Source organism: Planococcus massiliensis, from assembly GCF_000821325.1.
Lineage (GTDB): Bacteria > Bacillota > Bacilli > Bacillales_A > Planococcaceae > Planococcus > Planococcus ruber.
The window spans coordinates 2144305-2166399 of the sequence record NZ_CCXS01000001.1 but is presented as its reverse complement, the minus strand read 5'-3'; the positions used below and the strand labels follow the sequence as shown (position 1 = coordinate 2166399).

22 protein-coding genes are annotated in these 22095 nt (G+C 45.3%); 17 read left to right on the top strand and 5 right to left on the bottom strand.

Annotated elements, in window-relative coordinates; genetic code table 11:
* Positions 1-51: 51 nt before the first annotated feature.
* Entirely contained in the window at positions 52-633 is a 582-nt protein-coding gene (locus BN1080_RS10700; RefSeq protein ID WP_052652048.1) for a general stress protein, read from the top strand.
* Between the two features lie 46 nt (positions 634-679).
* Here the strand turns inward: BN1080_RS10700 and BN1080_RS10695 are convergent, their stop codons facing one another.
* Both BN1080_RS10695 and BN1080_RS10690 read right to left on the bottom strand, forming a co-directional pair.
* Positions 680-1486, bottom strand: a complete 807-nt coding sequence (locus BN1080_RS10695; protein WP_052652047.1) for a cobalamin-binding protein — start codon at positions 1484-1486, stop codon at positions 680-682.
* A 254-nt stretch (positions 1487-1740) separates the two neighbouring features.
* A complete protein-coding gene (locus BN1080_RS10690; protein ID WP_052652046.1) occupies positions 1741-2256 on the bottom strand; it encodes a hypothetical protein in 516 nt (171 codons plus the stop codon).
* A 231-nt stretch (positions 2257-2487) separates the two neighbouring features.
* On the opposite strand from BN1080_RS10690, the gene BN1080_RS10685 reads away from it, so the two are divergent.
* The 3 genes from BN1080_RS10685 (at position 2488) to nadR (ending at position 5376) form a co-directional block, all read left to right on the top strand.
* Positions 2488-3336, top strand: coding sequence for an STAS domain-containing protein (locus BN1080_RS10685; protein WP_052652045.1), 849 nt, complete (start codon positions 2488-2490; stop codon positions 3334-3336).
* Positions 3337-3595: 259 nt separating this feature from the next.
* The gene (gene pnuC, locus BN1080_RS10680; protein ID WP_052652044.1) at positions 3596-4333 is read left to right on the top strand and encodes a nicotinamide riboside transporter PnuC; all 738 of its coding nucleotides are present in this window, start codon (positions 3596-3598) and stop codon (positions 4331-4333) included.
* Between the two features lie 2 nt (positions 4334-4335).
* Positions 4336-5376, top strand: coding sequence for a multifunctional transcriptional regulator/nicotinamide-nucleotide adenylyltransferase/ribosylnicotinamide kinase NadR (gene nadR, locus BN1080_RS10675; RefSeq protein ID WP_052652043.1), 1041 nt, complete (start codon positions 4336-4338; stop codon positions 5374-5376).
* Between the two features lie 103 nt (positions 5377-5479).
* On the opposite strand, the gene rpsD is transcribed toward nadR, so the two are convergent.
* Positions 5480-6082 (bottom strand): 30S ribosomal protein S4, encoded by a 603-nt coding sequence (gene rpsD, locus BN1080_RS10670; protein ID WP_052652042.1) that lies wholly within the window; start codon positions 6080-6082, stop codon positions 5480-5482.
* Positions 6083-6409: 327 nt separating this feature from the next.
* Here rpsD and megL point away from each other — a divergent pair, with 327 nt between their 5' ends.
* Positions 6410-7618, top strand: coding sequence for a methionine gamma-lyase (megL, locus tag BN1080_RS10665; protein ID WP_052652041.1), 1209 nt, complete (start codon positions 6410-6412; stop codon positions 7616-7618).
* 333 nt (positions 7619-7951) lie between these two features.
* Here megL and BN1080_RS10660 read toward each other — a convergent pair whose 3' ends face one another.
* Both BN1080_RS10660 and hisJ read right to left on the bottom strand, forming a co-directional pair.
* A complete protein-coding gene (locus BN1080_RS10660) occupies positions 7952-8431 on the bottom strand; it encodes a GAF domain-containing protein (protein ID WP_052652040.1) in 480 nt (159 codons plus the stop codon).
* A 45-nt stretch (positions 8432-8476) separates the two neighbouring features.
* On the bottom strand, positions 8477-9268 hold the full coding sequence (gene hisJ, locus BN1080_RS10655) for a histidinol-phosphatase HisJ (RefSeq protein WP_052654558.1): 792 nt from the start codon (positions 9266-9268) through the stop codon (positions 8477-8479).
* A 154-nt stretch (positions 9269-9422) separates the two neighbouring features.
* Here hisJ and ezrA point away from each other — a divergent pair, with 154 nt between their 5' ends.
* From ezrA to BN1080_RS10595, 12 genes are all read left to right on the top strand, one after another.
* Positions 9423-11126 (top strand): septation ring formation regulator EzrA, encoded by a 1704-nt coding sequence (ezrA, locus tag BN1080_RS10650; protein ID WP_052652039.1) that lies wholly within the window; start codon positions 9423-9425, stop codon positions 11124-11126.
* Positions 11127-11185: 59 nt separating this feature from the next.
* Positions 11186-12283 carry a cysteine desulfurase family protein gene (locus BN1080_RS10645; protein WP_052652038.1) on the top strand — a complete coding sequence of 366 codons (1098 nt, stop codon included), beginning with the start codon at positions 11186-11188 and terminating at the stop codon, positions 12281-12283.
* Positions 12284-12346: 63 nt separating this feature from the next.
* Positions 12347-13549, top strand: a complete 1203-nt coding sequence (gene thiI / locus BN1080_RS10640) for a tRNA uracil 4-sulfurtransferase ThiI (protein ID WP_052652037.1) — start codon at positions 12347-12349, stop codon at positions 13547-13549.
* 109 nt (positions 13550-13658) lie between these two features.
* On the top strand, positions 13659-15233 hold the full coding sequence (gene mbcS, locus BN1080_RS10635; RefSeq protein ID WP_052652036.1) for an acyl-CoA synthetase MbcS: 1575 nt from the start codon (positions 13659-13661) through the stop codon (positions 15231-15233).
* 280 nt (positions 15234-15513) lie between these two features.
* Entirely contained in the window at positions 15514-16431 is a 918-nt protein-coding gene (rarD, locus tag BN1080_RS10630; protein ID WP_052652035.1) for an EamA family transporter RarD, read from the top strand.
* 78 nt (positions 16432-16509) lie between these two features.
* Positions 16510-17523, top strand: coding sequence for a signal peptide peptidase SppA (gene sppA, locus BN1080_RS10625; protein WP_052652034.1), 1014 nt, complete (start codon positions 16510-16512; stop codon positions 17521-17523).
* A 14-nt stretch (positions 17524-17537) separates the two neighbouring features.
* Positions 17538-18116, top strand: coding sequence for an RDD family protein (locus BN1080_RS10620; RefSeq protein WP_052652033.1), 579 nt, complete (start codon positions 17538-17540; stop codon positions 18114-18116).
* A 35-nt stretch (positions 18117-18151) separates the two neighbouring features.
* Positions 18152-18658: a thiol peroxidase gene (gene tpx / locus BN1080_RS10615; RefSeq protein WP_052652032.1), complete on the top strand. Its 507-nt coding sequence runs from the start codon at positions 18152-18154 to the stop codon at positions 18656-18658.
* Positions 18659-18712: 54 nt separating this feature from the next.
* Entirely contained in the window at positions 18713-19636 is a 924-nt protein-coding gene (locus BN1080_RS10610; protein ID WP_052652031.1) for a class I SAM-dependent methyltransferase, read from the top strand.
* Between the two features lie 75 nt (positions 19637-19711).
* Positions 19712-19897: a hypothetical protein gene (locus BN1080_RS10605; RefSeq protein WP_052652030.1), complete on the top strand. Its 186-nt coding sequence runs from the start codon at positions 19712-19714 to the stop codon at positions 19895-19897.
* Between the two features lie 139 nt (positions 19898-20036).
* Positions 20037-20912 (top strand): alpha/beta fold hydrolase, encoded by an 876-nt coding sequence (locus BN1080_RS10600; protein WP_052652029.1) that lies wholly within the window; start codon positions 20037-20039, stop codon positions 20910-20912.
* A gap of 73 nt (positions 20913-20985) precedes the next feature.
* Positions 20986-21981: an S-layer homology domain-containing protein gene (locus BN1080_RS10595; RefSeq protein WP_110925625.1), complete on the top strand. Its 996-nt coding sequence runs from the start codon at positions 20986-20988 to the stop codon at positions 21979-21981.
* Positions 21982-22095 lie beyond the last annotated feature (114 nt).

The window sequence follows — 22095 nt, the reverse complement described above, 5'->3', positions numbered from 1 at the left end:
TGCGGGTAATTTGTCACTATGGCAGAACATAATCCAGAGGAGGCGTTCAGAATGGCAAAACAACGAGTTGCAGGATCGTATCAAACAGAAAATGAAGCAATTGCCGCGATAGAGGAGTTAAAGCGGCAAGGTTATCGTTCAGAAGATATTTCCGTACTAAGCAAGGATAAAAGAGAAGCAGAAAATATTATGGAAGAAACCGATACGCATGTCGAAGAAGGTGCAGCTGCTGGCGCTCTAACAGGCGGCGCCTTAGGTGGTCTCGGCGGCGTGCTGGCAGGAATTGGGGCTCTAGCCATTCCCGGAATCGGTCCGATTGTAGCAGCTGGACCCATTGTTGCTGGATTGACGGGAGCTGCCGCTGGCGCAGGCATCGGTGGTTTGGCTGGCGCTTTGATCGGGATGGGTATTCCGGAAGACGAAGCACAGCGCTATGAATCTCAATTTAATGAAGGCAGCATTTTAGTATTAGTTGAAGATCAGAAAGATTTCCTTCCAGACCATAACGACCGGGATGGCTTTGTGGATCCTAAAGATCCGTTGATCGGCGGAAATTCTTCGACGGCGATCAGAGGCGACGATGGTCTGGATGATACGCGTTCAATTGAAAAACGCGGACCTGCGGGACTTTAACAATTAAAGCAAGCAAAAACGAGCAGCCGTATATGGCTGCTCGTTTTTATCGTTGTTTCGCTTTGATGAATCGCGGCAATTCCATATCCCTGTACTGTTCTGGGTGAAGAAGTTTTCCGAGCTTCACTGCTCCTTCAATCAAGCGGGGAGAAGGCCGGCAATACAGCTCTTCTTCCATTACATGGATGTTTTCAAAGCCTTTCATTTCATCCCAGCCCGGGCGTTTTCGGACAAGCTCGGGTTTGACTTTGGAGGTCATGATGCCGACCCAGGCGAGCAGAATATAATCGGGATTTCGTGTTCGCACATCTTCCCAATCGGTTTGGATATTCGCAGAATCGACGTCTTCGAAAACGTTGCGCCCGCCAGCGAGCTCGCTGATCTGCGTCAGCCAGTTGACGCGGCCTGGCGTGAACACAGGCTTCGGCCACCATTCCCAGTAAAGGGAAGGGCGAGAAGAAACGGCTGCCGCCCGCTTTTTTAAATCAGCGACAACAGATAGAAATTCCTGTTGAATGGGAACGGCGTCTATGCCGCAAGCTTGGCCAATTGTTAAAAGGTCATGGCCAATTTCCTCTAAAGTTTGGGGATCCAACACAAGGTGCGGAATCTTTCTTTTTACCAATTCTTCCACATTTTTTTCCATTCCCGGTACGCTGAGGGAAGCCAGAACCAAATCGGGCTTCAACGCTTCGAGTTCATCCATTCGAATCGATAAATCAGGCCCGAGCCGAGGCAAGTGAGTAATTGAACTCGGCCAATCGGAATAATCATCGATTCCTACAAGCAAATCCTCTGCCCCTAAAAATGCAAGCAGCTCGGTATTGCTTGGACAAATTGAAATAATCCGCATTATCTGCACCTCCGTTTTAACCAGTTTACCATTAAAAAAATCCCTCTGCCAAACAGGCAAAGGGACTCATAGAAGAAGACAGTCATACAGAGTTTGGCATTCCGCCGCTATTGCTGATAGTTGGGAATCGGTAACAGGTAACTTGGGAACGGGTGATAAGTCATGGGTTTGGCCATTTCCTGTTCGAGTAAGTGCACCGAAGCGCAGCAATTTTCTTCCTCTATGCCTTGAAGCGGAGTCTCACCCCTTCAAGGTTAAAAATATGTTGAACCATCGAAATTAAGTGCTATCGTATAATTTTTAGCGTTGATGGCATTCGATAGCCGGTTCGCCTGGCGTTCATTGTCCAGTGCTTTTAAGCGATATTCCTCGGGATCGAATAAGGCGACTCTGATAAGCGCCGCAGCTTCGCCGAAATTATAAGGGAATTCCTCTTTTTTAGAAGCGCCAAAAACTTTGTAGAGTCGGGCTTTTGCGCGAAGCTGGGTAGCGTATTCAATCGCCTCAACGATAGTTAGGGCTTCGCCGTTGAATTCGATGACATGCGAAATGTTTGCTTCATACATTAATTTGTCCAATGTCCTAAAATCCTTGCGGACGTTTTCCAAATCGTATTCAGCATCTGCGATTGAACGAGCTTGTTTAGGCAAGCTGCCTCCTTTTTCAATCTCTGCAAAAGAGACACGCACCATTTCCTCTTCCAATTCGTGAATCCGCTTTGCCAAAATACTTTTTAATTTGACTGCCTCTGCAAGTGAAACTTTCGCCATACGCCTTACCTCATTTCGGTTTTCATGATAATACAAGATTAGCACCTCCGCTATAAATCGACAACAAAAAGGCAAAAAGGGGAAAGAATAAAAAATGTCTCGCTTATAATTATGCACTTGTTTAAAGAATCGTATATGATTAAATTAAGGCAATTTAATTTAGAAACTAAGGTGATTTTCAAGGCAAATTAGCCTGTCCGAAAATGCCTCTGGATGCAAAGGGAGAGACATATGCTCAAAAATCAGGGTTTATATCATTATTTGACTGAACGTACATGGGAATTAACCGAAAAATGGTATGAAGGGTTGGACAAAAATAAAGGGGGAGTCTACAGTTCGACTGACCCTGAAAAAATAGAAACGTTAAAGCATCAGAACCATGAATTTCATGTGCGTTTCTGTGCCATGTTTGAAAAAGATAAGGAAGAGTTTTTTGCGGGTTTCCAAGATTGGATCGAAACGATTGCCAAAGATGAAGACCATCTCTCCACGCCGGTAGTGAGTGTACTCGGCGAATTTTTCCGGACGCAGGAACAATACTTAGAAATGATTGGATCTTATGCCAAAGAGAATGAAGATACGGTCTCAATAGAACAATTAAATGAATGGAATCTTGCAGTAGTGAATTCAATCAGTTCGGTCATCCTTGAGTTCACTTCCCAAAATACAAAAGCCGCTCAAGATCGCTTGCATGCCCAGCAGCAAATGATCGTGGAAATGAGTGCACCCGTTATCTTGCTGACGAAACACTCAGGTTTTCTTCCGCTGATCGGCGAGATTACGACCCATCGTGCTCAAATCGTTTTTGAAAAAACGCTTCGCCAGAGCGCTAAACACAATATCGAAAAATTGTTCATCGATCTTTCCGGGGTGCCGATCATCGATACGATGGTCGCCCAGCAAGTGTTTCAGCTGATCAACGGTCTAAAGATTATTGGAGTCAAAACAGCCTTGTCCGGCCTGAGCCCGGTCATCGCACAAACAGCCGTCCATCTCGGAATTAAATTTGTGGACATTGAAGTTTACAATACATTGGCACAAGCGCTAAAAGAAAATGGCATTTCGTTAATAGACGGATAATAAAGCCCTCATTAAAGCGGCGCTTTCGTTGTTAGTTGAATCTAGCAGCGAAAGCGCCGTTTTTTTATGCGATCTTTTTAATGAAAGAAATGTAAAATTATTCTAAAAAAATGATGCAAGTTGCTTTTTCGAAGAAGTATACTGATAGAGTCGGGGGAAAGGATTGCATCAAACAGCAAGGGGCTTGCCGATGATTGCTGCTGTAATCGAAGGACTTATAAGTAAAGTTACGAGCTTGTACAACTAGGAGGACGAGGGAATGGTCGGTACTGCTGCACTTTCAAAAAGAAAAAAGTTTTTTGAAGATTGGACTCTGTTTGAAAAAAGTTGGCTGGTTGTTTTTGCTGCGATTAATATCTATTTATTCTTTGCCTGGGACGATACACTTCTTGGGTTAATCAGTTCTTTGACCGGAATGTTTTGTGTGCTGCTAGTCGCAAAGGGGAAAATCAGCAATTATTATTTCGGGATGGTCCAAACATCCACCTATGCTTACATTTCTTTCACTTATGGGCTGTACGGAGAAGCCATGCTGAACGGGCTTTTCTATTTTCCGATTCAGTTTATCGGATTATACTTATGGCACCGTAACAGCATAAAAAACAAAGACAGTGTACAAGGCGAAGATGTCGCTGTAAAAACAATGAGCATCAAATCTTGGATGTATTCAATAATCGCCGTCATTGCCGGGACTGTGCTGTATGCTATTTTGCTTCAGGTGATCGGCGGGCGGTCTGTCGGATTGGATTCGGCGACAACGATTCTTTCGGTCATGGCGCAAATTCTGATGCTTAAGCGATTTGCAGAACAGTGGCTAATTTGGATTTTAGTAAATATCTTGTCGATTGCCTTATGGGTAATTACGCTCGATGCATCAGGCGGCAACGATTATGCATTGGTTGTCATGTGGACGGCATTTTTATTCAATTCGATTTACGGCTACTATAACTGGAGAAAAATGGCCAAGAAGCAGGATTTGGCAAAGGAGAGCATGTAGGGATGGCTATAGGAAAAGTAGGGATGTATGGCGGGAAATTTCTAATCGTCCATCAAGGGCATGTAAGTGCCATGATTCGAGCCAGTACGATGGTCGAAGAATTGCACGTCATGATTACACATGATGAAGAATATGAAAAGGAATTCTATTTTAAAGGAACGACGATGAAGCCGATCCCATTCCATCAACGGCTCCGGTGGTGGAATGAACTGACGAAAGACTTGCCGCATGTTAAAGTCCATGCAATTTCTGAAAAGCAGACCGGCGAATTTTCAGATTGGGAACAAGGGGCCGAAAGCATTAAATCGGCCATTGGAAAAGAGATTGATACGGTGTTCAGCTCCGAACCGGAATATGGGCGGCATTTTGAGAAGCTGTATCCGAACGCGCAGCATATTGTTCTGGATGCAGAACGACGGACTTATCCGGTTTCTGCGACGCAAATCCGGGAAGAAGGGGCAATGAAGCATTGGGCAATCATTCCGCACGTCGTCCAGCCATATTTCGTCCGGAAAATAGTGGTGGTCGGCACTGAAAGCTCAGGGAAGTCGACATTGGTTAAGAACTTGGCCAATTTGTACAATACGAGTTATGTAGAAGAATACGGACGCACGTTCTACGAAGACATCGGCGCAGAAATTGCGATTGAGTCCGATTTTCCGAAAATCGCCTTTGAACACAAGTACCATGAAGAAGAACAGGCGAAGCGCGCCAATAAACTGCTGTTCATTGATACAGAAGCGAATGTGACCCAATACTTTTCTTGGGCCTACCTCGGCTACGAACAGCCAATCTTGGATCATGTCGCGGATCTTCAACGGTATGATTTATGGCTATTCCTGGAGCCTGACGTGGAATGGGTGGATGACGGCATGCGTTCTTTCGGTGACCCATCCGTAAGGCAGAAGAATCATGCCTACCTCAAAGGACTTTTGGATAAACGCGGTATTCGATACCATTCCATAAACGGCGATTATAACGAACGGCTGGAAAAAGCGATCGAACTCGTGGACGGAGTGCTGGAAGAAAAACTCTATTCCTAACCTGAATAAACCAGTAAATCAAAAGGGCTCCCTTTAAACAGGGGGCCCTTTTTCTTTCCACAAAAAAACCTCGAACCGGCGGACCGGATCGAGGTTTTTTCAATTACCGTGAGTAGTACTCAACGATCAACTGTTCGCTGATTTCAGCAGACAATTCGCTGCGCTCTGGAAGGCGCACGAATGTACCTGTTTTAGTATCAGCATCGAAAGTAACATATTCAGGAACGAAGTTGCTTACTTCGATTGCTTCGTTAACTACATCAAGGTTGTTAGATTTTTCACGGAAAGAAATCGTTTGTCCTGGTTTCACGCTGTATGACGGAATGTCAAGGCGTTTGCCATCAACAAGGATGTGGCCGTGGTTAACTAATTGACGAGCTTGGCGGCGAGTGCGCGCAAGACCTAAACGATATACAACGTTATCAAGGCGAGCTTCAAGCAAGATCATGAAGTTTTCACCGTGTTTACCTGGCATTTTACCAGCTTTGTTGAACAAAGTTTTGAATTGGCGTTCGTTTACACCGTACATGAAACGAAGTTTTTGTTTTTCTTGAAGTTGCAAACCGTACTCAGAAACTTTTCTGCGTTGGTTAGCACCGTGTTGACCTGGTGCGTAAGGGCGTTTTTCTAATTCTTTACCTGTGCCTGTTAGGGAAACTCCTAAGCGGCGTGACAGTTTCCATGATGGACCTGTATAACGAGACATATATGTCTCCTCCTCTTTTTTTGGTTTTTGAAGTAAAATAAAAACCAGATGCATTCATGCTGTAAGCCATTTTGTTTTCATGTACCTTCGCTCTGCAGCCATGAGTTACGCGATACACCTATGCAGATAGGAACAAAATGAACAAACACGCACATACAACTGCTGCGATTATTTTACACAAAGTCTAGTATAACTGAAATCGAAAGAAAAAGTCAACGAAAAGAAAAAACTGTCTGAAGCAACGGCTTTCTTTTTTTTAATTTCCAAGGTAGAATGAAATTAGTTATAATGTAAGCGTTTTCAAAAACTACTAAGGGGTGTAGGGAAATGAAGAAATCAAGGATGACTATGGAGACAGCGGTAATTCATAAGGGGTATGGCAGTGCTGTTCATCACGACAGTTTAGCTGCTCCGTTGTATCAGACTTCGACGTTTTCTTTTGAAACGGCAGAAGAAGGGGAAAGCCGTTTTGCGGGAGAGAAAGCTGGCAATATTTATTCGCGCCTTGGAAATCCGACAGTGCGCATTCTGGAAGAACGAATGGCTGAAATTGAATACGGCGAAGGGGCGCTGGCATTTGGCTCGGGGATGGCGGCAGTCAGTGCGATTTTAATCCATGCAACAAAAGCGGGAGACCATGTTCTGTGCTCGCGCGGCATATATGGCTGTACGTTCGGTCTATTGGAAATGATGGAAGAGAAATATAAGATTACGCACGACTTGGTCAGCATGACAACCGAAGAGGAAATTGAAGGGGCGCTCCGTCCGGAAACCGTCTGCATCTATTTAGAAACGCCGATCAACCCGACGATGGAAATTGTCAATCTGGAAGCGGTTATGGCTGTAGCCAAAAAGCATGGTTTGCGCGTAATCGTTGATAATACCTTCAGTTCGCCGTATCTTCAAAATCCCATTTTAATGGGAGCCGATTTTGTTCTGCATAGTGCGACAAAATATTTGAACGGACACGGCGATGTCATTGGGGGCATTCTTGTCGGAAAAGATGGGGAAGAGATGCAAAATATCCGCATGACTGTGCAAAAAGACGTTGGAGGAATTATGTCGCCTTTCGATGCCTGGCTTATCATCCGCGGTTTGAAAACATTGCATGTCAGAATGGACCGCCATATCGCGAACGCAAAGAAGGTTTTGGCGTTCTTGAAAGAGGAACCGCTGGTGAAAAAAATCTACTATCCATTTGACGATGCCCATCCGCAAGTGGAAATCGCAAAAGCGCAAATGAAAGACGGCGGCGGTTTGATTTCATTTGAAATTGAAGGCGGCAAAAAAGAAGCGCAGGCTTTCATGAATGCCTTGTCGCTGATTAAAATCGCGGTCAGCTTAGGGGATGCAGAAACCTTGATCCAACATCCGGCCTCCATGACCCACGCAGTAGTGCCGCAAACAGAAAGGGAAGCGATGGGCATTACCGAATCGCTCATGCGCCTTTCCGTTGGACTTGAACATACAGATGACTTAATCGAAGATTTGGCAAAAGCGTTTGAAACGGTAAAACCGAAATTGCAGGAAGCCTAGAAAAGCGGAAGCGCCCGTTAAGCCCCGACAAGCTTAAGACAGCCAGCGGCGGAAATCGTGATTTCCAGAGCTGGGTGGCTTAATACCTCGAGGGGCTGGGCGCTGGAGTCTGGACAATAGAAAAGCGGAAACAGCCGGTTAGGTCCGAAAGGCATAAGACAGATTGGCGAAGCAGCGTTCTTTGCCGCATAGCCAAGACGGCTTATGACCCGAGAATCTGGCTGTTGGAGTCTGGATATTAGAAAAGCGGAAGCGCCTAGCTAACAATGATGGCTTCAAACTTCTACAAAAAAAAGCCAGGATCTCATTTTATGAGATCCTGGCTTTTCACGCTTATAGATGTTTTAGCAGAATTTCTGCAAAATGCTCAAGGCCCGCTTGATCATCGGCAGTGAAACGGCTAAGTTCTGGACTGTCGATATCCAGAACGCCGATTACAGTGCCGTCTTTTACGAGCGGCACCACGATTTCAGAACGCGAAGCTGCGTCGCAGGCAATATGTCCAGGAAAAGCATGAACGTCTTCAACCAGCATCGTTTTCTTTTCCGATACGGCGGTGCCGCAGACGCCTTTTCCGACTTGGATGCGGACACAAGCAGGCAGGCCTTGGAAAGGTCCGAGAACCAACTCTCCATTTTCCATCAAGTAAAAGCCGACCCAGTTAATGCGTTCCAAAAACTGATTGAGTAGCGCAGAAGCATTGCTTAAGTTTGCGACTGTATTGGTTTCACCTTCTAATAATGCATCCAGCTGTTTGCCGAGCATCGCATACTGGTCTGCACGGGTGCCGCTGTAATCTGTTTGAGTAAACATTCAAAAACCTCTTTTCGTTTAAGGGTGATCTATATTTTTGCTTTGTTAAGTATAGAATTTCTCATAATGCTTATGCAAGCCATTCGCACTATGGGCATCCGAGCCAAAAACAAGTGGAATAAAAAGCGATTTTGCATAATCGATGTAAGGAAACGGAGGATACGGTTCCAGGCAATCGGGTTTTGAAAAACCGGCACCGTTCATATCAATTTCCATTCCAGCTTCTTTGATCCGGTTGAATAGTGCTTTTATGCGCAAACTGTCATCGATTTGTTCGCCGTGTGCCAGCTGGAATTTATGCACTAATGTCGGATGGCCGATCCGCTTAGGCTTGAAAGCGCCGAGTTCCGCTAGAATAGAGGATTCTACCGCATCGTAATATTGGCTGTAGACGGCTTCAACTGAACCCATTTTTCTCGATAGTTCCATGAAAACTTCTTTGCTGAAATCCATGCAATAAAACTGGCCGGCTGATTCAAGAAAGTGGACAGACAAGATGGAATCGTCTAACACAGGCCCGTATTCATCCAAGAATGCCTGCGTTTCTTTTTCGTAGCCGCGGATATAATCAATTTCCAGGCCTAAGCGAATGCGAATATCGTTCTTATATGCATCTTTTGCCTGTTGAATGGCGTCTATATATGGAGGCATCTCTTCTAATCTCATGCCGCTGTCCTGCTCAGGCGTTGGATCAACGAATGAGGAGGGGAGGGGAGCATGTTCCGTAAAGGAAATGTCGGTAAAACCGGATTTAATCGCTTTTTCTATGTAGGAATCGAGTGAATCTTGCGTGCCGTGAGGGCAGAAAGGCGTGTGGATATGCCCGTCTCTTTTCATTAAAACACCAGCTTTCTTTCGAGTTGAAAAATATTTATCCGTTTTCTCCAATTTGACAAACAAAAGAATGGAATACATGTTAAAATAGTAGAATCATGAAATAAATTTACATAGACCAGCAAATGTGATTTTGGAACAGGGGGCTATATGACTTATGATGAAGTATATCATCATTGCGGTCATCATTCTATTAGCGGCAATTACCGTCGGCTTTTTGTTTCGCAAGAAACACAGCGCGGAAATCGAACGCTTAGAACAGTTAAAACTGCAAATACAAAATAAACCGATACTTGAAGAACTGACGAAAGTAAAGCAATTGAATATGAATGGCCAGACGGAGGAAATGTTCGAACGCTGGCGCAACATATGGACGGAAGTAATGGATGTACATATTCCGAAAATCGATGCTTCTCTATTTGACGCTGAAGATGCCATCGACCGCTTTAAATTCGGAAAAGCTTCATCGATTGAAAGAGACATTGAAGCCCGCATTGAAAATGTGGATCAGCAAATGAATGATATTTTGGTCGAGTTGGAACAATTGATTGGCAGTGAAGAAAAAAACCGCAGCGAAATGGACCTGATGAAAGAGCAATATCGCCAAGCTCGCAAGAATTTATTGGCCCATCAGCATTCCTACGGCGCTGCTGCCGGTCCGCTCGAGAAAAAGCTGGAATCGTTCACACCGCTTTTCAATGAATATGATGCGTTGACGGAACAGGGAAATTACTTGGAAGCTCGTGAAATAGTCATGAATTTAGCGGCTGAAGGGGATTATGTCTTTTCGTTAATCGATGATATTCCGCCTTTGCTCACGGATGTCCAATCCAAAATTCCTTCCTATATAAACGAATTGCGCAATGGCCAACGGGAAATGGAGTCTCAATCCTATTACCTGAACCATCTGGAACTGGCAGGGCAGCTGAATGGCATGGAAGATGAACTGGCTGTTTTGAAACAAAATATTGCAGAGCTTAACATTGCCGAAGCAAAAGAAGAAGCCGAAATGATGAAAGACCGCATCGATTCCTTCTATGAATTGCTTGAAAAAGAAGTCAAAGCGAAGCACTATGTGGATCAATACAAAGTGGAGACGGGACGCCAATTGGAAATCGTTTCCCGCGAAACAAACGCCATGGCGGAAGAATGTGCCATTGTCCAGCAAAGCTATAAGATTCCGGAAAGCGAAGCTTCCATTCCGGTCGATTGCCTGGACAAATTGGAAGAATTGCAGAGCCGCTTCGATCTATTAGAATCGCGTACAGGAGAAGCGCAATCGGCGTATTCAAGTTTAGAAGAAGAGCTTGCTTATATCCGGGAAGAATTGACGAAGATTGATGTCATCCAAAATGATTTCTCTAATTCGTTGAGAAGCCTGCGCATCGATGAAAATGCAGCCCGCACGAAATTAGAAAGCCTAAAACGGCAGTTGCAGGAAACCGACCGCATGCTCCATAAAGCGAATATGCCGGGAATTCCAGAAGAAATGGATGTCCGCTTAGAAGAAGCGGAAGAGCATCTATTTGTAGCTATGCAAGGGCTGCAGGAAGTTCCATTGAATATGAAATTAGTTGATAACTACTTGATGAAAGCGGAGAAGTGCATCGATGAGGTAGATGAAAAAGCGACAGAGATGGTGGAAAATGTTCAATTGATCGAACGCATCATCCAGTATGGAAACCGCTACCGCAAAACGAATCCGCAAATGAATGCCAAGTTGATGGAAGCGGAAGAATCGTTCCGCCAACTCCGGTATACAAAAGCATTGGAAGAAGCCGCTACAGCTGTCGAAACGTTTGAACCGGGTTCAATGAAACGCATTGAAGTGCTGGTCAAAGAAGATGCTTGGCGTACGTAAATACAAAAAGAAACCACCAGCCACTTGAGCTGGTGGTTTCTTTTTCGGAGGTGCCTGAAATGATTTATTTGGATAATAGTGCAACAACCAAGCCGAGAACAGAAGTGCTGGAAACCTTTATGAAAGCCAACGAACAATATTATGCCAATCCGGCTTCTTTGCATCAGATGGGAAATGAAGCCGAAGACTTGCTGGAAAATGCAAGAGAGCAAATCAAGCGCATTTTAAATATGGAGCACGTAATTTTCACTTCGGGTGGAACAGAATCCAATAATTTAGCCTTATTTGGAGCTGCCCGTGCCAACCGGCATCGAGGAAAGCATATTATTTCTTCAGCTACCGAGCACCCTTCTGTTTTAAATTCGTTGAAAGAATTGGAGAAGGAAGGGTTCGAAATTACAATCTTAAACGTGAATTCATCAGGGGAAATCAGTTTGGATGAGTTGAAGAATGCGCTTCGAAACGATACGATTCTTGTAAGCCTCATGCATGTCAACAATGAAATCGGGACGATCCATCCGATTGCTGAAGTAAAAGCTTTGTTGCAAGAATCGCGTACTTTGCTGCACGTGGATGCTGTGCAGAGCATAGGGAAGATCCAGTTAAATGCCAACAGCATGCCGGATTTATTGACGGTTTCCGGCCATAAAATCCATGGCTTGAAAGGCAGCGGCGTGTTGGCTTTCAACCAACTTGAACTTTCTGCGGTTCAATTTGGCGGCGGCCAGGAATCCGGCTTGCGAAGCGGAACGGTATCTGTGCCGCATGCAGCCGCTTTCGCGAAAGCACTCCGGCTAGCTGAACCCAATCCCGCTTTTGCTGATTGGAATAAGGAACTGCGGGAATTTTTCTCGGAATTTGCCGGAGTCAAAGTGGTCAGCCCTAATGGGGCAGCTCCACATATTCTGGCCGTTGCGGTAAAAGGCGTCAAAGGGGAAATTTTGGTATCCGGGCTTCAAACCGAATCTGTCATCGTTTCGACTTCGAGCGCCTGCTCTTCAAAAAACAAAAAGGCAAGCCATGTAATTGAAGCAATCGGACTTTCGCGGGAATATAAAGATGGCGTCATGCGCATCAGTTTCGGGGCATTTACAACAGCAGAAGACATTGCGCGTTTAAAAGAAGCATTCACAAATATGCATAAGCTTATAAAATAATCGGCAAGTCTACAGCCAGGAATATAAATTTTATCAGTTTTGCCATAAAAGGAGATTTATTGGATGAAAACAAATCAAATCCTCGTCCGTTACGGGGAATTATCGACTAAAGGAAAAAATCGCAGCTCGTTTATTGGGCGCCTGCGTGATAATATCCGCCAAATGTTCGCAGATTTAGAGAACATCCGAGTCAAAGCAGAGCGCGACCGGATGTTCATCTTTACAGACAGCGAAGAAGATATGCAGCAAATCTTGGAAAGGCTGCCGAAAGTTTTCGGCATCCAATCATTCAGCCCGGTGACGGAAACGGCTTTGACGATGGAAGCGATGCAAGAAGCTGCGATTGCCGTGATCGATAAGCTCGACCTTGAAGGCAAAACGTTCAAAGTGAACGTTAACCGGGCGAATAAAGATTTTCCTCACGAAAAGCTGGAAATTATGCAAGCAATCGGTTCGAACGTATTGCGCAATTTCCCCGAACTCACGGTTCAAATGAAAAAACCGGACATCGAATTAAAAGTCGATATCCGCGAAAACGGTGCCTTTTTAATGGCGGAAGTCATTCAGGGAGCCGGCGGCCTGCCGGTCGGAGCTGGCGGAAAAGCGTTATTGATGCTGTCAGGCGGCATTGACAGTCCGGTAGCAGGCTATCATATGCTGAAACGGGGAGTTCGCCTGGAACTGATCCACTTTTTCAGCCCGCCTTTCACGAACGACCGCGCAAAAGAGAAAGTGTTTGATTTGGCCGAAAAACTCAGCCATTTTGGATCTTCGGTAAATCTGCATGTGATTCCTTTTACCGAATTGCAGCAGGAAGTGCATAAGCAAGTGCCGGATAATATTACAATGACTTCGACGCGCCGAATGATGATGAAAATAGCCGATTTGGTTTTAGCGGAAACGAAAAGCCAAGCAATCATTACCGGTGAAAGTTTGGGGCAGGTAGCGAGCCAAACACTGGAAAGCTTGAATGCCATCAACGCCGTGACCAACTCACCGGTGCTGCGGCCATTAATTGCAGCGGATAAGCTTGAAATCATCGAAACGGCTCAAAAAATCGGGACTTACGATATTTCCATCCGGCCGTTTGAAGATTGCTGTACAATTTTTACGCCAGCCAATCCGAAAACAAAGCCGAAACTGGAAAAAGTGGAGTACTACGAGAACTTCGTATCGTTTGATGAATTGATCCAAGAAGCAGTACAGAACCGGGAAGTCATTAAATTCCCACGAAAAAAAGAAAATAAGTTTGAAGACCTTCTCTAACTGCCTGAAAAGGCAGTTTTTCTTTTATTATAATTATTTTGAATAATAAAATAGTTAGGTTATGATAATAAGGATATAATAATTTTTACCATCCAAGGGGGACAGCCTAGTGAACAGAGAAGACTTATTGGCACCGGAATCTTATAATTTAACGGAAGAAATTGAACGCTTTGCAACAGGTGATGGCAAACTGGCAATCATTTGGGAGAACGGCCAAGGGAAAAAGAAAGAAGTTACATACGATGAATTAATCAAACAAGCAAATAAAGCGGCAAACAGCTTTGAAAAAGCAGGGCTCCAAAAAGGAGATATCGTCTTAGTGATGGTGCCTCGCTTAATCGAAGCCTATATTGCTTATACCGGGGCTCTAAAAGCGGGGCTTGTCGTGATTCCAAGTTCTGAAATGCTTCGGGCAAAAGATATCTCTTATCGTTTGAACCATAGTGATGCGAAAGCGGTCATCGCTTACGAACTGTTCATGGATCAGTTTGAAGAAGTGGAAGAAATGAAAAAGGTCACAAAATTCGTCATCGGCAAATCGGACACGAGCTGGATTTCATTGACTGATGAGATGGAAACAGCTTCTGATGAATACCAGGCTGCAGAAACGAAAAATGACGACATGGCATTTCTGTCCTATACGTCCGGGACGACGGGCAATCCAAAAGGGGCTGTCCATAGCCACGGATGGGCGTATGCACATCTTCGCACTTCCGCTGAGCATTGGCTGGGCGCGAAAGAAGGCGATCTTGTCTGGGCAACGGCAAGCCCTGGCTGGCAGAAATGGATCTGGAGCCCGTTCCTTGCGACACTCGGAAGCGGGGCTACCGGATATGTGTATAATGGCAAATTCGATCCGGAAGTTTACTTGCAGATTTTAGAAAGTCAGAAAATTAACGTTTTATGCTGTACTCCAACAGAATACCGGTTGATGGCGAAGCAGAAAAATTTAGCCTCTTTCGACTTGTCTTCTCTGCACAGTGCAGTCTCAGCTGGCGAGCCGTTAAATGCGGAAGTCATTAATGTATTCAAGGAACATTTCAATTTGGAAGTCCGGGATGGATACGGCCAAACAGAAAACACCTTGTTGGTCGGAATCATGAAAGGGATGGAAATCCGCATCGGTTCCATGGGGAAACCGACTCCAGGGAACCGGGTCGAGATCATCGATGAAAATGGCCAGCCGGCAGCGGAAGGCGAAGTCGGGGATATCGCGGTGCATGTTTCAACGCCTGCTTTATTCAAAGGCTACTTCAAAGACGATGAACGGACGAAAATGCAATTCCGCGGCGATTACTACGTCACTGGCGATAAAGCATCCAAAGACGATGACGGCTATTTCTGGTTTGAAGGAAGAGGAGATGACATCATCATTTCTTCCGGCTATACGATCGGGCCATTTGAAGTGGAAGATGCCCTCGTCAAACATCCCGCCGTTCAGGAATGCGCGGTCATCGGCGCTCCGGATGAGATCCGCGGGACCATTGTCAAGGCATTTGTCGTTCTAGTAGAAGGCAATGAACCATCTGGCGAATTGGTCAAAGCATTGCAGGATCATGTAAAAGAGCTGACAGCCCCGTATAAATACCCGAGAGCGATCGAGTTTTTAGAAGAACTTCCGAAAACCGCTTCCGGCAAAATTCGCCGAGTGGAGCTCCGGCAAAACGAAAAAAATAAATCCTAACAGCAAGCGGCCGGTTTATTCGGCCGCTTTTTTTATTTAACCCGGCGAATCTAGACGGCCGCTTCCGCTTTTCTTATTGTCCAGACGCCAGCGGCCAGGCCCTCGGGTCATAAGCCATCTTGGCTATGCGGCAAAGAACGCCGCTTCGCCAATCTGTCTTATGCCTTTCGGACCTAAACGGCCGCTTCCGCTTTTCTTGTTTACTTAAAAATTATAGGGGCATATAATTAGACTATTATTTCGAGAGACAAAATAAAGAGAGAATGGTGAGCATTTTAAGATGAGCGATGAAAAAAGAGGCATACTGTTTACAATACTGACTTATACCATCTGGGGAGTCTTGCCGATTTATTGGAAGACGGTCGACCATGTGCCGGCGGATGAAATTTTGAGCGGCCGTGTCGTCTGGTCATTTTTGATTACCTTGGCGGCTATCGTATTAATCGGGCGGGCTAAATTATTAGTAGCCGATTTAAAAGCTTTGTGGAAATCGAAAAAAACATTTTTTACATTGATGCTGGCCTCGTATTTAATTACAGCGAACTGGTTCTTGTATATTTTTGCGGTAACAAACGACCGGATCGTAGAAACCAGTCTTGGCTATTACATCAATCCGCTTGTATCGATGCTGCTCGGAGTGTTTTTCCTAAAAGAGAAAATGGCCCCGGCAGTTAAAGTCGCTTTTGTATTTGCGGCAACGGGCGTTGCGATCTTGACGATTTCATACGGCGAGTTTCCTTGGCTTGCTTTTGGAATGGCATTTAGTTTTGCCTTCTACGGCTTTATCAAAAAAACGATTAAATTGGATGCACTCCGGGGACTGGCGCTTGAAACTTTATTTGTCCTGCCGCTTGCAGCGGCATACATGGTTTATTTGTTTGTTTCCGGACAGGCTGTATTCCTCCACGATTCCGGCACAACGGATCTGTTGCTGATCTTAAGCGGTGCAGCGACTGCGCTGCCATTGTTCCTGTTTGCCACAGGGGCGCCGTTGATTCCGATGTATATGATCGGTTTCCTTCAATATATTGCGCCGACGCTGATGCTGCTGCTTGGCGTACTGGTCTACGGAGAAGATTTTGACCGCATTGATTTGATTTCCTTTTCGTTTATCTGGTTTGCTTTAGCGCTGTTTACGGGATCAAAAATTATCGAGGCGCGGAATGGCAAACGGGCAAATGCCAATGCACCGCTTTAATAACTTCCCGCAGAAATGAAACATTTTTTGGTGTTGCACGTATAATGGGTTGTAGACTTAAAGGAGGGAACTGAATAGATGAATACAAAAAGATGGATCGCGTTAGTGGCGGCCGCAGCCGTTTTAGGGCTATCTCTTGTCATTAACTCCGCATTTGCATTTTTCCAATCTGCGATGAATGCGAATTTTGATGAAATGTTGGCTACAAGTGAAACAAGTTTTGCCGAAAATGTGATTGAATCAGGTGATTTTGACGAGCGCATTGCAGTATTGAATGTGGAAGGTGTGATCCAAGACACCGGAGAAGCGTCGCCTCTGTTCGGAAGTGCCGGCTACAACCATGAATTTTTCATGGAGCAGCTGGAGCAAGTGAAATCAGATGACAGCATCAAAGCGTTTGTCTTAAAAGTGAATTCACCAGGCGGCGGAGTGGTCGAATCTGCTGAAATTTACGATAAGATCAAAGAGATTCAGGAAGAGACAGAAAAGCCGATGTACGTATCAATGGGAGCGACAGCTGCTTCCGGCGGCTATTACATTGCAGCACCGGCCGATAAGATTTTTGTGAACCGCGAAACTTTGACTGGCTCGATCGGCGTCATCATGGAAAGCGTCAACTACGGAAAGCTTGCTGAGAAATACGGCATCGACTTTGTGACGATCAAATCGGGGCCATATAAAGACATCATGAGCCCGACGCGTGATATGACAGACGAAGAAAAGAAAATACTTCAAGATATGCTGGATGATTCCTATGAGTCATTCGTCGATATTATTGAAGAAGGCCGCGGCATGTCAGAAGCTGAAGTGAAAGCTGTCGCAGACGGCCGTGTGATGAATGGCCGCCAGGCAGTAGAAGCGAATTTGGCCGATGACTTCGGCTATGAAGAAGATGTCATTGCAGCAGTGAAGGAAGATTTCGGATTAGAGAATGCGGAAGTTTTTGAATACGGCGCATCGGATGGCCTGGGATCTCTGCTTTCATTTAAACTCAACTCATTCTTAGGGAATGACATGGAATCAAAAATGATGGCCAAATTATTTTCAGAGTACAACTCGCCGCGGATGATGTATCTTTACGGTGAAAAATAAGGGAGGGACGATTGATGACGGACCATTTGAATGAGGGAAATCAGGCTGTACCAAGTGAACACGCAGCTCGTCCCTCAACTCCGGATTATGAAGAAGTTCTATTTTACGAACGCAAACCTGCCGGATTTTGGGTGCGGTTTTGGGCTTATTTGATCGACTTGCTGCTCATTTCAGCGGTCACTTCGATATCGGTGAAACCGATCTTCCTTTTATTGGGGCTTGAAACGAGCGGCTCGCCTTGGTATGCACCGTATGCCATCATTTCCGCGGTTCTTTTCTATGCGTATTTTGTGTTGATGACAAAATACTTGAGCCAGACAGTCGGCAAAATGATTATGGGCATCCGGGTCGTTTCATTGAAAACCGATAAATTGTCTTGGAGCACGCTGCTTTTCCGCGAATGGATTGGCCGCTTTATTTCTGCGACAATTTTGCCGTTGTATTGGATTGTAGGATTTACTCCTTTGAAACAGGGAATCCATGATTTTGTTGCAGATACGACAGTGATCCATGAGCAGGCTTACCGCAAAAGCGCAATAATGAAGAAAAAAGCAGCAGATGGGTCTGAGTTGCAACACAACGAGGCATTCTAGTAAGATTGTAAGTGGAGAAAAAGGAGGCGTTTTTGTTGGTACAAATTACGTTTAAGAAAAATCCTGTGACGTTGCCAGGAAATGAAGTTAAAGTAGGAGACCAAGCACCGGATTTTACAGTTCTGGCAAATGATTTGAGCCCCGTGACCTTACAGGAAACGGCAGGGAAAGTACGTTTGATCAGTGTGGTGCCTTCTCTTGACACGGGCGTTTGTTCCGATCAGACAAAACGTTTTAGCGAAGAAGCCGCTTCACTTGGCGACAATGTAGAGGTATTGGCAGTTTCCGCGGATTTGCCATTCGCCCAAAAGCGTTGGACTGAAATCAACGGCGTGAACAGCATCACGGCGCTGTCGGATCACCGGGACTTATCGTTCGGAGAAGCATACGGCGTCACGATGAAAGAGCTGCGTTTACTCGCGCGTTCTATTTTCGTTGTAGATGCAAACGACCGTGTCGCTTACGTGGAATACGTTCCAGAAGGCACGGACCATCCGGATTACGACAAAGCGATCCAAGCAGTAAAAGAATTGACAAACTAATACAAGAAACCCACTCATACTGAGTGGGTTTCCTTATTGAGGACGGTTAAGAAAATGAATTCAGCAATGGAAAAGATATTTTATTTTATTGATAATCACGCGACGGACATACAGAAAGAACAGGACCTTTCGTATTTGGAAAGCTTGCTTGAAACGACAGAAACGTGGCTGGACGGCCATATCAAGCCGGAAGAAGATGCCGGAAAAGAAGATGTGCGAAAAGCGATCCAGCTGGCAATCCTGAAAGGGATGAAAGAACATGTCCAGCCGCACCATCAGATGACGCCGGATGCCCTTGGGCTTTTGATGGGCTATTTGGTCGAGCTGTTCATCAAAGAACAGAAAGCGACGATCCTGGATCCTGCGCTTGGTACCGGGAATTTGCTGCTGACGGTCATGAATTACCTGGACGGCCAATTGACAGGTGTCGGAGTTGAAATCGACGACTTGCTGATCCGCTTGGCGGCTTCTACAGCTGATTTAGTGGAACAGCCCGTCACGTTCTACCGGCAAGACGCGCTTCAGCCACTATTGATCGATCCGGTGGATGCAGTAATCGCGGATCTTCCGGTCGGCTATTATCCGGATGAAGAAACAGCCGGCGGATACGAGCTGAAAGCGGAAGAAGGCATGTCGTATGCCCATCATTTATTTATCGAGCAGGCGCTGAAGCATACAGTGGATGGCGGCTATTTGTTTTTCGTCATTCCAAAAGGGCTCTTCGAATCGCCGCAATCTGCACAGCTTCATACTTTCCTGAAAAAGCATGCGCATATCCAGTCGGTGATGGAATTGCCAAACACTTTGTTCAAGAACTCAACGTATGCCAAAGGTATTTTGATCTTGCAAAAGAAAAAAGAAGGCGTAAAAGCGCCGAAAGAAGTGCTGCTCGCCGTTGTTCCGAATATGTCGAAGCCAGAGCCGATGGCAAAATTCTTCTCTCAAGTCAGCGGTTGGTTCAAGGAAAACAAAGCTTAATTTCCTGTTTTTATGATATAATAGAAGCCAATAGTCTAACTGTATAAGATCTATACAAGAAACGGGGGATGAACGATGGCTGAATCGAACGACACACCGAAAAAAGTCAGTTTGCAGGAAGCGGTAAAACGCCAGCTGGAAGCAAAGAAAAACCAGGCCGTAAACAATAAAGGCGGTGGCGGATCTTCAATGGAAACGAAAAAGATGAAGAGCCAGCAAACGAAAAAAGTGAGCAACACACGCCGCAAAATGGGCGTGTAAACGAGAACCTCCAGCACAATGCTGGAGGTTTTTTCTTTTGCATTTTTATGGCGGTTTGGTGAAGAAAAGCGAATGGCACAGGAAATGCCTCTATTGTTAGAGAAATAAAAGGAAACAGAAGATAGAGGGGCACAGTCAGATGGACAAATGGAGACAGCAATTGATCAATACGGAAAGAGGCGTTTTTGAAGTTTTCACTAAAGGAGAAGGGCCGGCGATGTGTGTAGCGCATCACTATTCCGTTTTCAATGCAACGGGCGACTATTTTGCCGAAACTTTTACACCGTTTTGCACCGTCTATTTAGTTAATCTAAGGGAAGCGGGCCAATCAGCTAAAGCGGAGCAGCCGTATCAGCTCAGTATGCTTGAGACAGTTTTTGACCTGGAAGCGGTTCGGAAGGCGCTTGGATATCAACAGTGGATCTTTGCCGGGCATTCGACCGGCGGGATGCTTGGTGTCATTTATGGAATAGCGGCTTCAGCAAGTTTAACGGGATTGATGCTAGTCGGTGCGGCAGCCAGAGACTACGCGGCTTTTTCAACCGACTGCATTTACAACGAAGACCATCCCGAATTCCAAAAGATGCAAGATTTATTGGAAGCTTTGAAACAAGAGGGGCTTGAGCCGGAGCAAAGGAAGGAGCTCGGAATTCAACGGACCCAACTTTCGCTTCATCAACCCGACGGCTATGAACAATATTTTCATAGCAGACATGCAAAAACGATTTCCGCAATCCGCCTGGACTTTTTCAGCCGCGAGCTGCAGGTTTTCGATGTCACGCGGAAATTGCATCTGATTACAGTACCCGTGTGGATTGCGTGTGGGGAACATGATGTCCAGTGCCCGCTTCTCTACTCGATAGAAATGAAAAAGGGGATTCCGAATTCGCAATTGGCTGTTTTCAGCAAAAGCAACCATTATCCATTTTTAGAAGAAAAGCCGAAATTCGTATCGGATGCCCAGTCGTTCCTTGCAGAAGTAAGCCAGCAAAACAAAGCTCAAATGGACGTTTGAAAATTGTGTACAGAAAATTTCGTTGATGGTACAATCAGGAAAAATAGAGTTCTTAGGACAGGAGCATATTGAGTTGAACAAAGATAAATTTTTTATGGCCGCTTCAGCAGCCGCCATCGCAGCCGCTAGTGTAGCCGCACCGGCCAATGCAGCATCTGCGCATCCTTTTACAGATGTCGGGGAAAAATACGAAGAAGCTGTCAGTTTCCTCTTCGAAAATGAAATACTCAGCGGCAAAACGCCAACTCAGTTCGGGACCCAGCAAGCATTAACAAGAGGCGATGCGGCGGTCATCATGGCCCGTACATTAGGCGTAGACACGGAATTGGCGCCGGATGCCGGATTTACCGATCTGAATGACCGTGTACGAGGCTCTGTCAACGCCCTTGCTGAACTCGGCATTGTGGCTGGCGTCACCGATACCCAATATAAGCCGAATGACAAGTTGACGCGCGGCGCCATGGCGAAATTCCTGGTGCTCGGCTTTGCGTTGGAGGAAGAGCAGGAATCTGAAACACCATTTACCGATGTCGGCGGTGTGTTTGCTCCCTTTATCAATTCATTGTATGGACTTGGCATTACCAACGGAAAAACAGAAACGTCTTACGGAACTTATTTGAACATCACGCGCGGGGAATTTGCAAATTTACTCTATAAAACCATTTCCTATATCATCGATAATATGTACTTGTTTGAAATTGAACGTGCGGAAGTCACTTCTTCTACTTCGTTTCAAATCGTGGCTAAAAAAGAAGTGCCGGCAGAGTTTTCTCCTCGTGACTTAGGCTATTACTTTTTCTATTCGGCGAGGCTGGATGATGGTACACTGATCGACTTTACGCCGAATTCTTTTCAGCTTTCCCCGGACCGGAAAACCTTTGTCATCAATCATAAAAACGACGACATGGCGGGAAAAAAAGGCATCATCGTCATCAGTGATTTTGACAGCACCGTAGAGATCCCGTTCGATTTTACAGTTCCTGAAATGACATCAGGCGAAGGCATTCAAGTAACGGAAGATATTAACACCATTTTTTCAGTGCCGACAACACTCGAAAGAAAAGAATAAATGAAGAGCCTTTGCTGAACGGAAGCAAAGGCTTTTCTTATCGAAAAATTTAGTCTGTGATCCGACTGATGTTTAACGTATAATGAAACAAATGGAAAATTAAAGCAAATGATA

What these genes read in the sequence shown, in the direction of transcription:
- BN1080_RS10660 (WP_052652040.1), bottom strand. Translation starts at nt 8,431, where the DNA reads ATGTTTACTCAAACAGATTACAGCGGCACCCGTGCAGACCAGTATGCG.
- BN1080_RS10700 (WP_052652048.1), top strand. Translation starts at nt 52, where the DNA reads ATGGCAAAACAACGAGTTGCAGGATCGTATCAAACAGAAAATGAAGCA.
- BN1080_RS10610 (WP_052652031.1), top strand. Translation starts at nt 18,713, where the DNA reads ATGAATTCAGCAATGGAAAAGATATTTTATTTTATTGATAATCACGCG.
- rarD (WP_052652035.1), top strand. Translation starts at nt 15,514, where the DNA reads ATGAGCGATGAAAAAAGAGGCATACTGTTTACAATACTGACTTATACC.
- megL (WP_052652041.1), top strand. Translation starts at nt 6,410, where the DNA reads ATGAAGAAATCAAGGATGACTATGGAGACAGCGGTAATTCATAAGGGG.
- hisJ (WP_052654558.1), bottom strand. Translation starts at nt 9,268, where the DNA reads ATGAAAAGAGACGGGCATATCCACACGCCTTTCTGCCCTCACGGCACG.
- BN1080_RS10620 (WP_052652033.1), top strand. Translation starts at nt 17,538, where the DNA reads ATGACGGACCATTTGAATGAGGGAAATCAGGCTGTACCAAGTGAACAC.
- sppA (WP_052652034.1), top strand. Translation starts at nt 16,510, where the DNA reads ATGAATACAAAAAGATGGATCGCGTTAGTGGCGGCCGCAGCCGTTTTA.
- rpsD (WP_052652042.1), bottom strand. Translation starts at nt 6,082, where the DNA reads ATGTCTCGTTATACAGGTCCATCATGGAAACTGTCACGCCGCTTAGGA.
- BN1080_RS10695 (WP_052652047.1), bottom strand. Translation starts at nt 1,486, where the DNA reads ATGCGGATTATTTCAATTTGTCCAAGCAATACCGAGCTGCTTGCATTT.
- BN1080_RS10645 (WP_052652038.1), top strand. Translation starts at nt 11,186, where the DNA reads ATGATTTATTTGGATAATAGTGCAACAACCAAGCCGAGAACAGAAGTG.
- BN1080_RS10685 (WP_052652045.1), top strand. Translation starts at nt 2,488, where the DNA reads ATGCTCAAAAATCAGGGTTTATATCATTATTTGACTGAACGTACATGG.
- BN1080_RS10690 (WP_052652046.1), bottom strand. Translation starts at nt 2,256, where the DNA reads ATGGCGAAAGTTTCACTTGCAGAGGCAGTCAAATTAAAAAGTATTTTG.
- nadR (WP_052652043.1), top strand. Translation starts at nt 4,336, where the DNA reads ATGGCTATAGGAAAAGTAGGGATGTATGGCGGGAAATTTCTAATCGTC.
- pnuC (WP_052652044.1), top strand. Translation starts at nt 3,596, where the DNA reads ATGGTCGGTACTGCTGCACTTTCAAAAAGAAAAAAGTTTTTTGAAGAT.
- BN1080_RS10600 (WP_052652029.1), top strand. Translation starts at nt 20,037, where the DNA reads ATGGACAAATGGAGACAGCAATTGATCAATACGGAAAGAGGCGTTTTT.
- ezrA (WP_052652039.1), top strand. Translation starts at nt 9,423, where the DNA reads ATGATGAAGTATATCATCATTGCGGTCATCATTCTATTAGCGGCAATT.
- BN1080_RS10605 (WP_052652030.1), top strand. Translation starts at nt 19,712, where the DNA reads ATGGCTGAATCGAACGACACACCGAAAAAAGTCAGTTTGCAGGAAGCG.
- thiI (WP_052652037.1), top strand. Translation starts at nt 12,347, where the DNA reads ATGAAAACAAATCAAATCCTCGTCCGTTACGGGGAATTATCGACTAAA.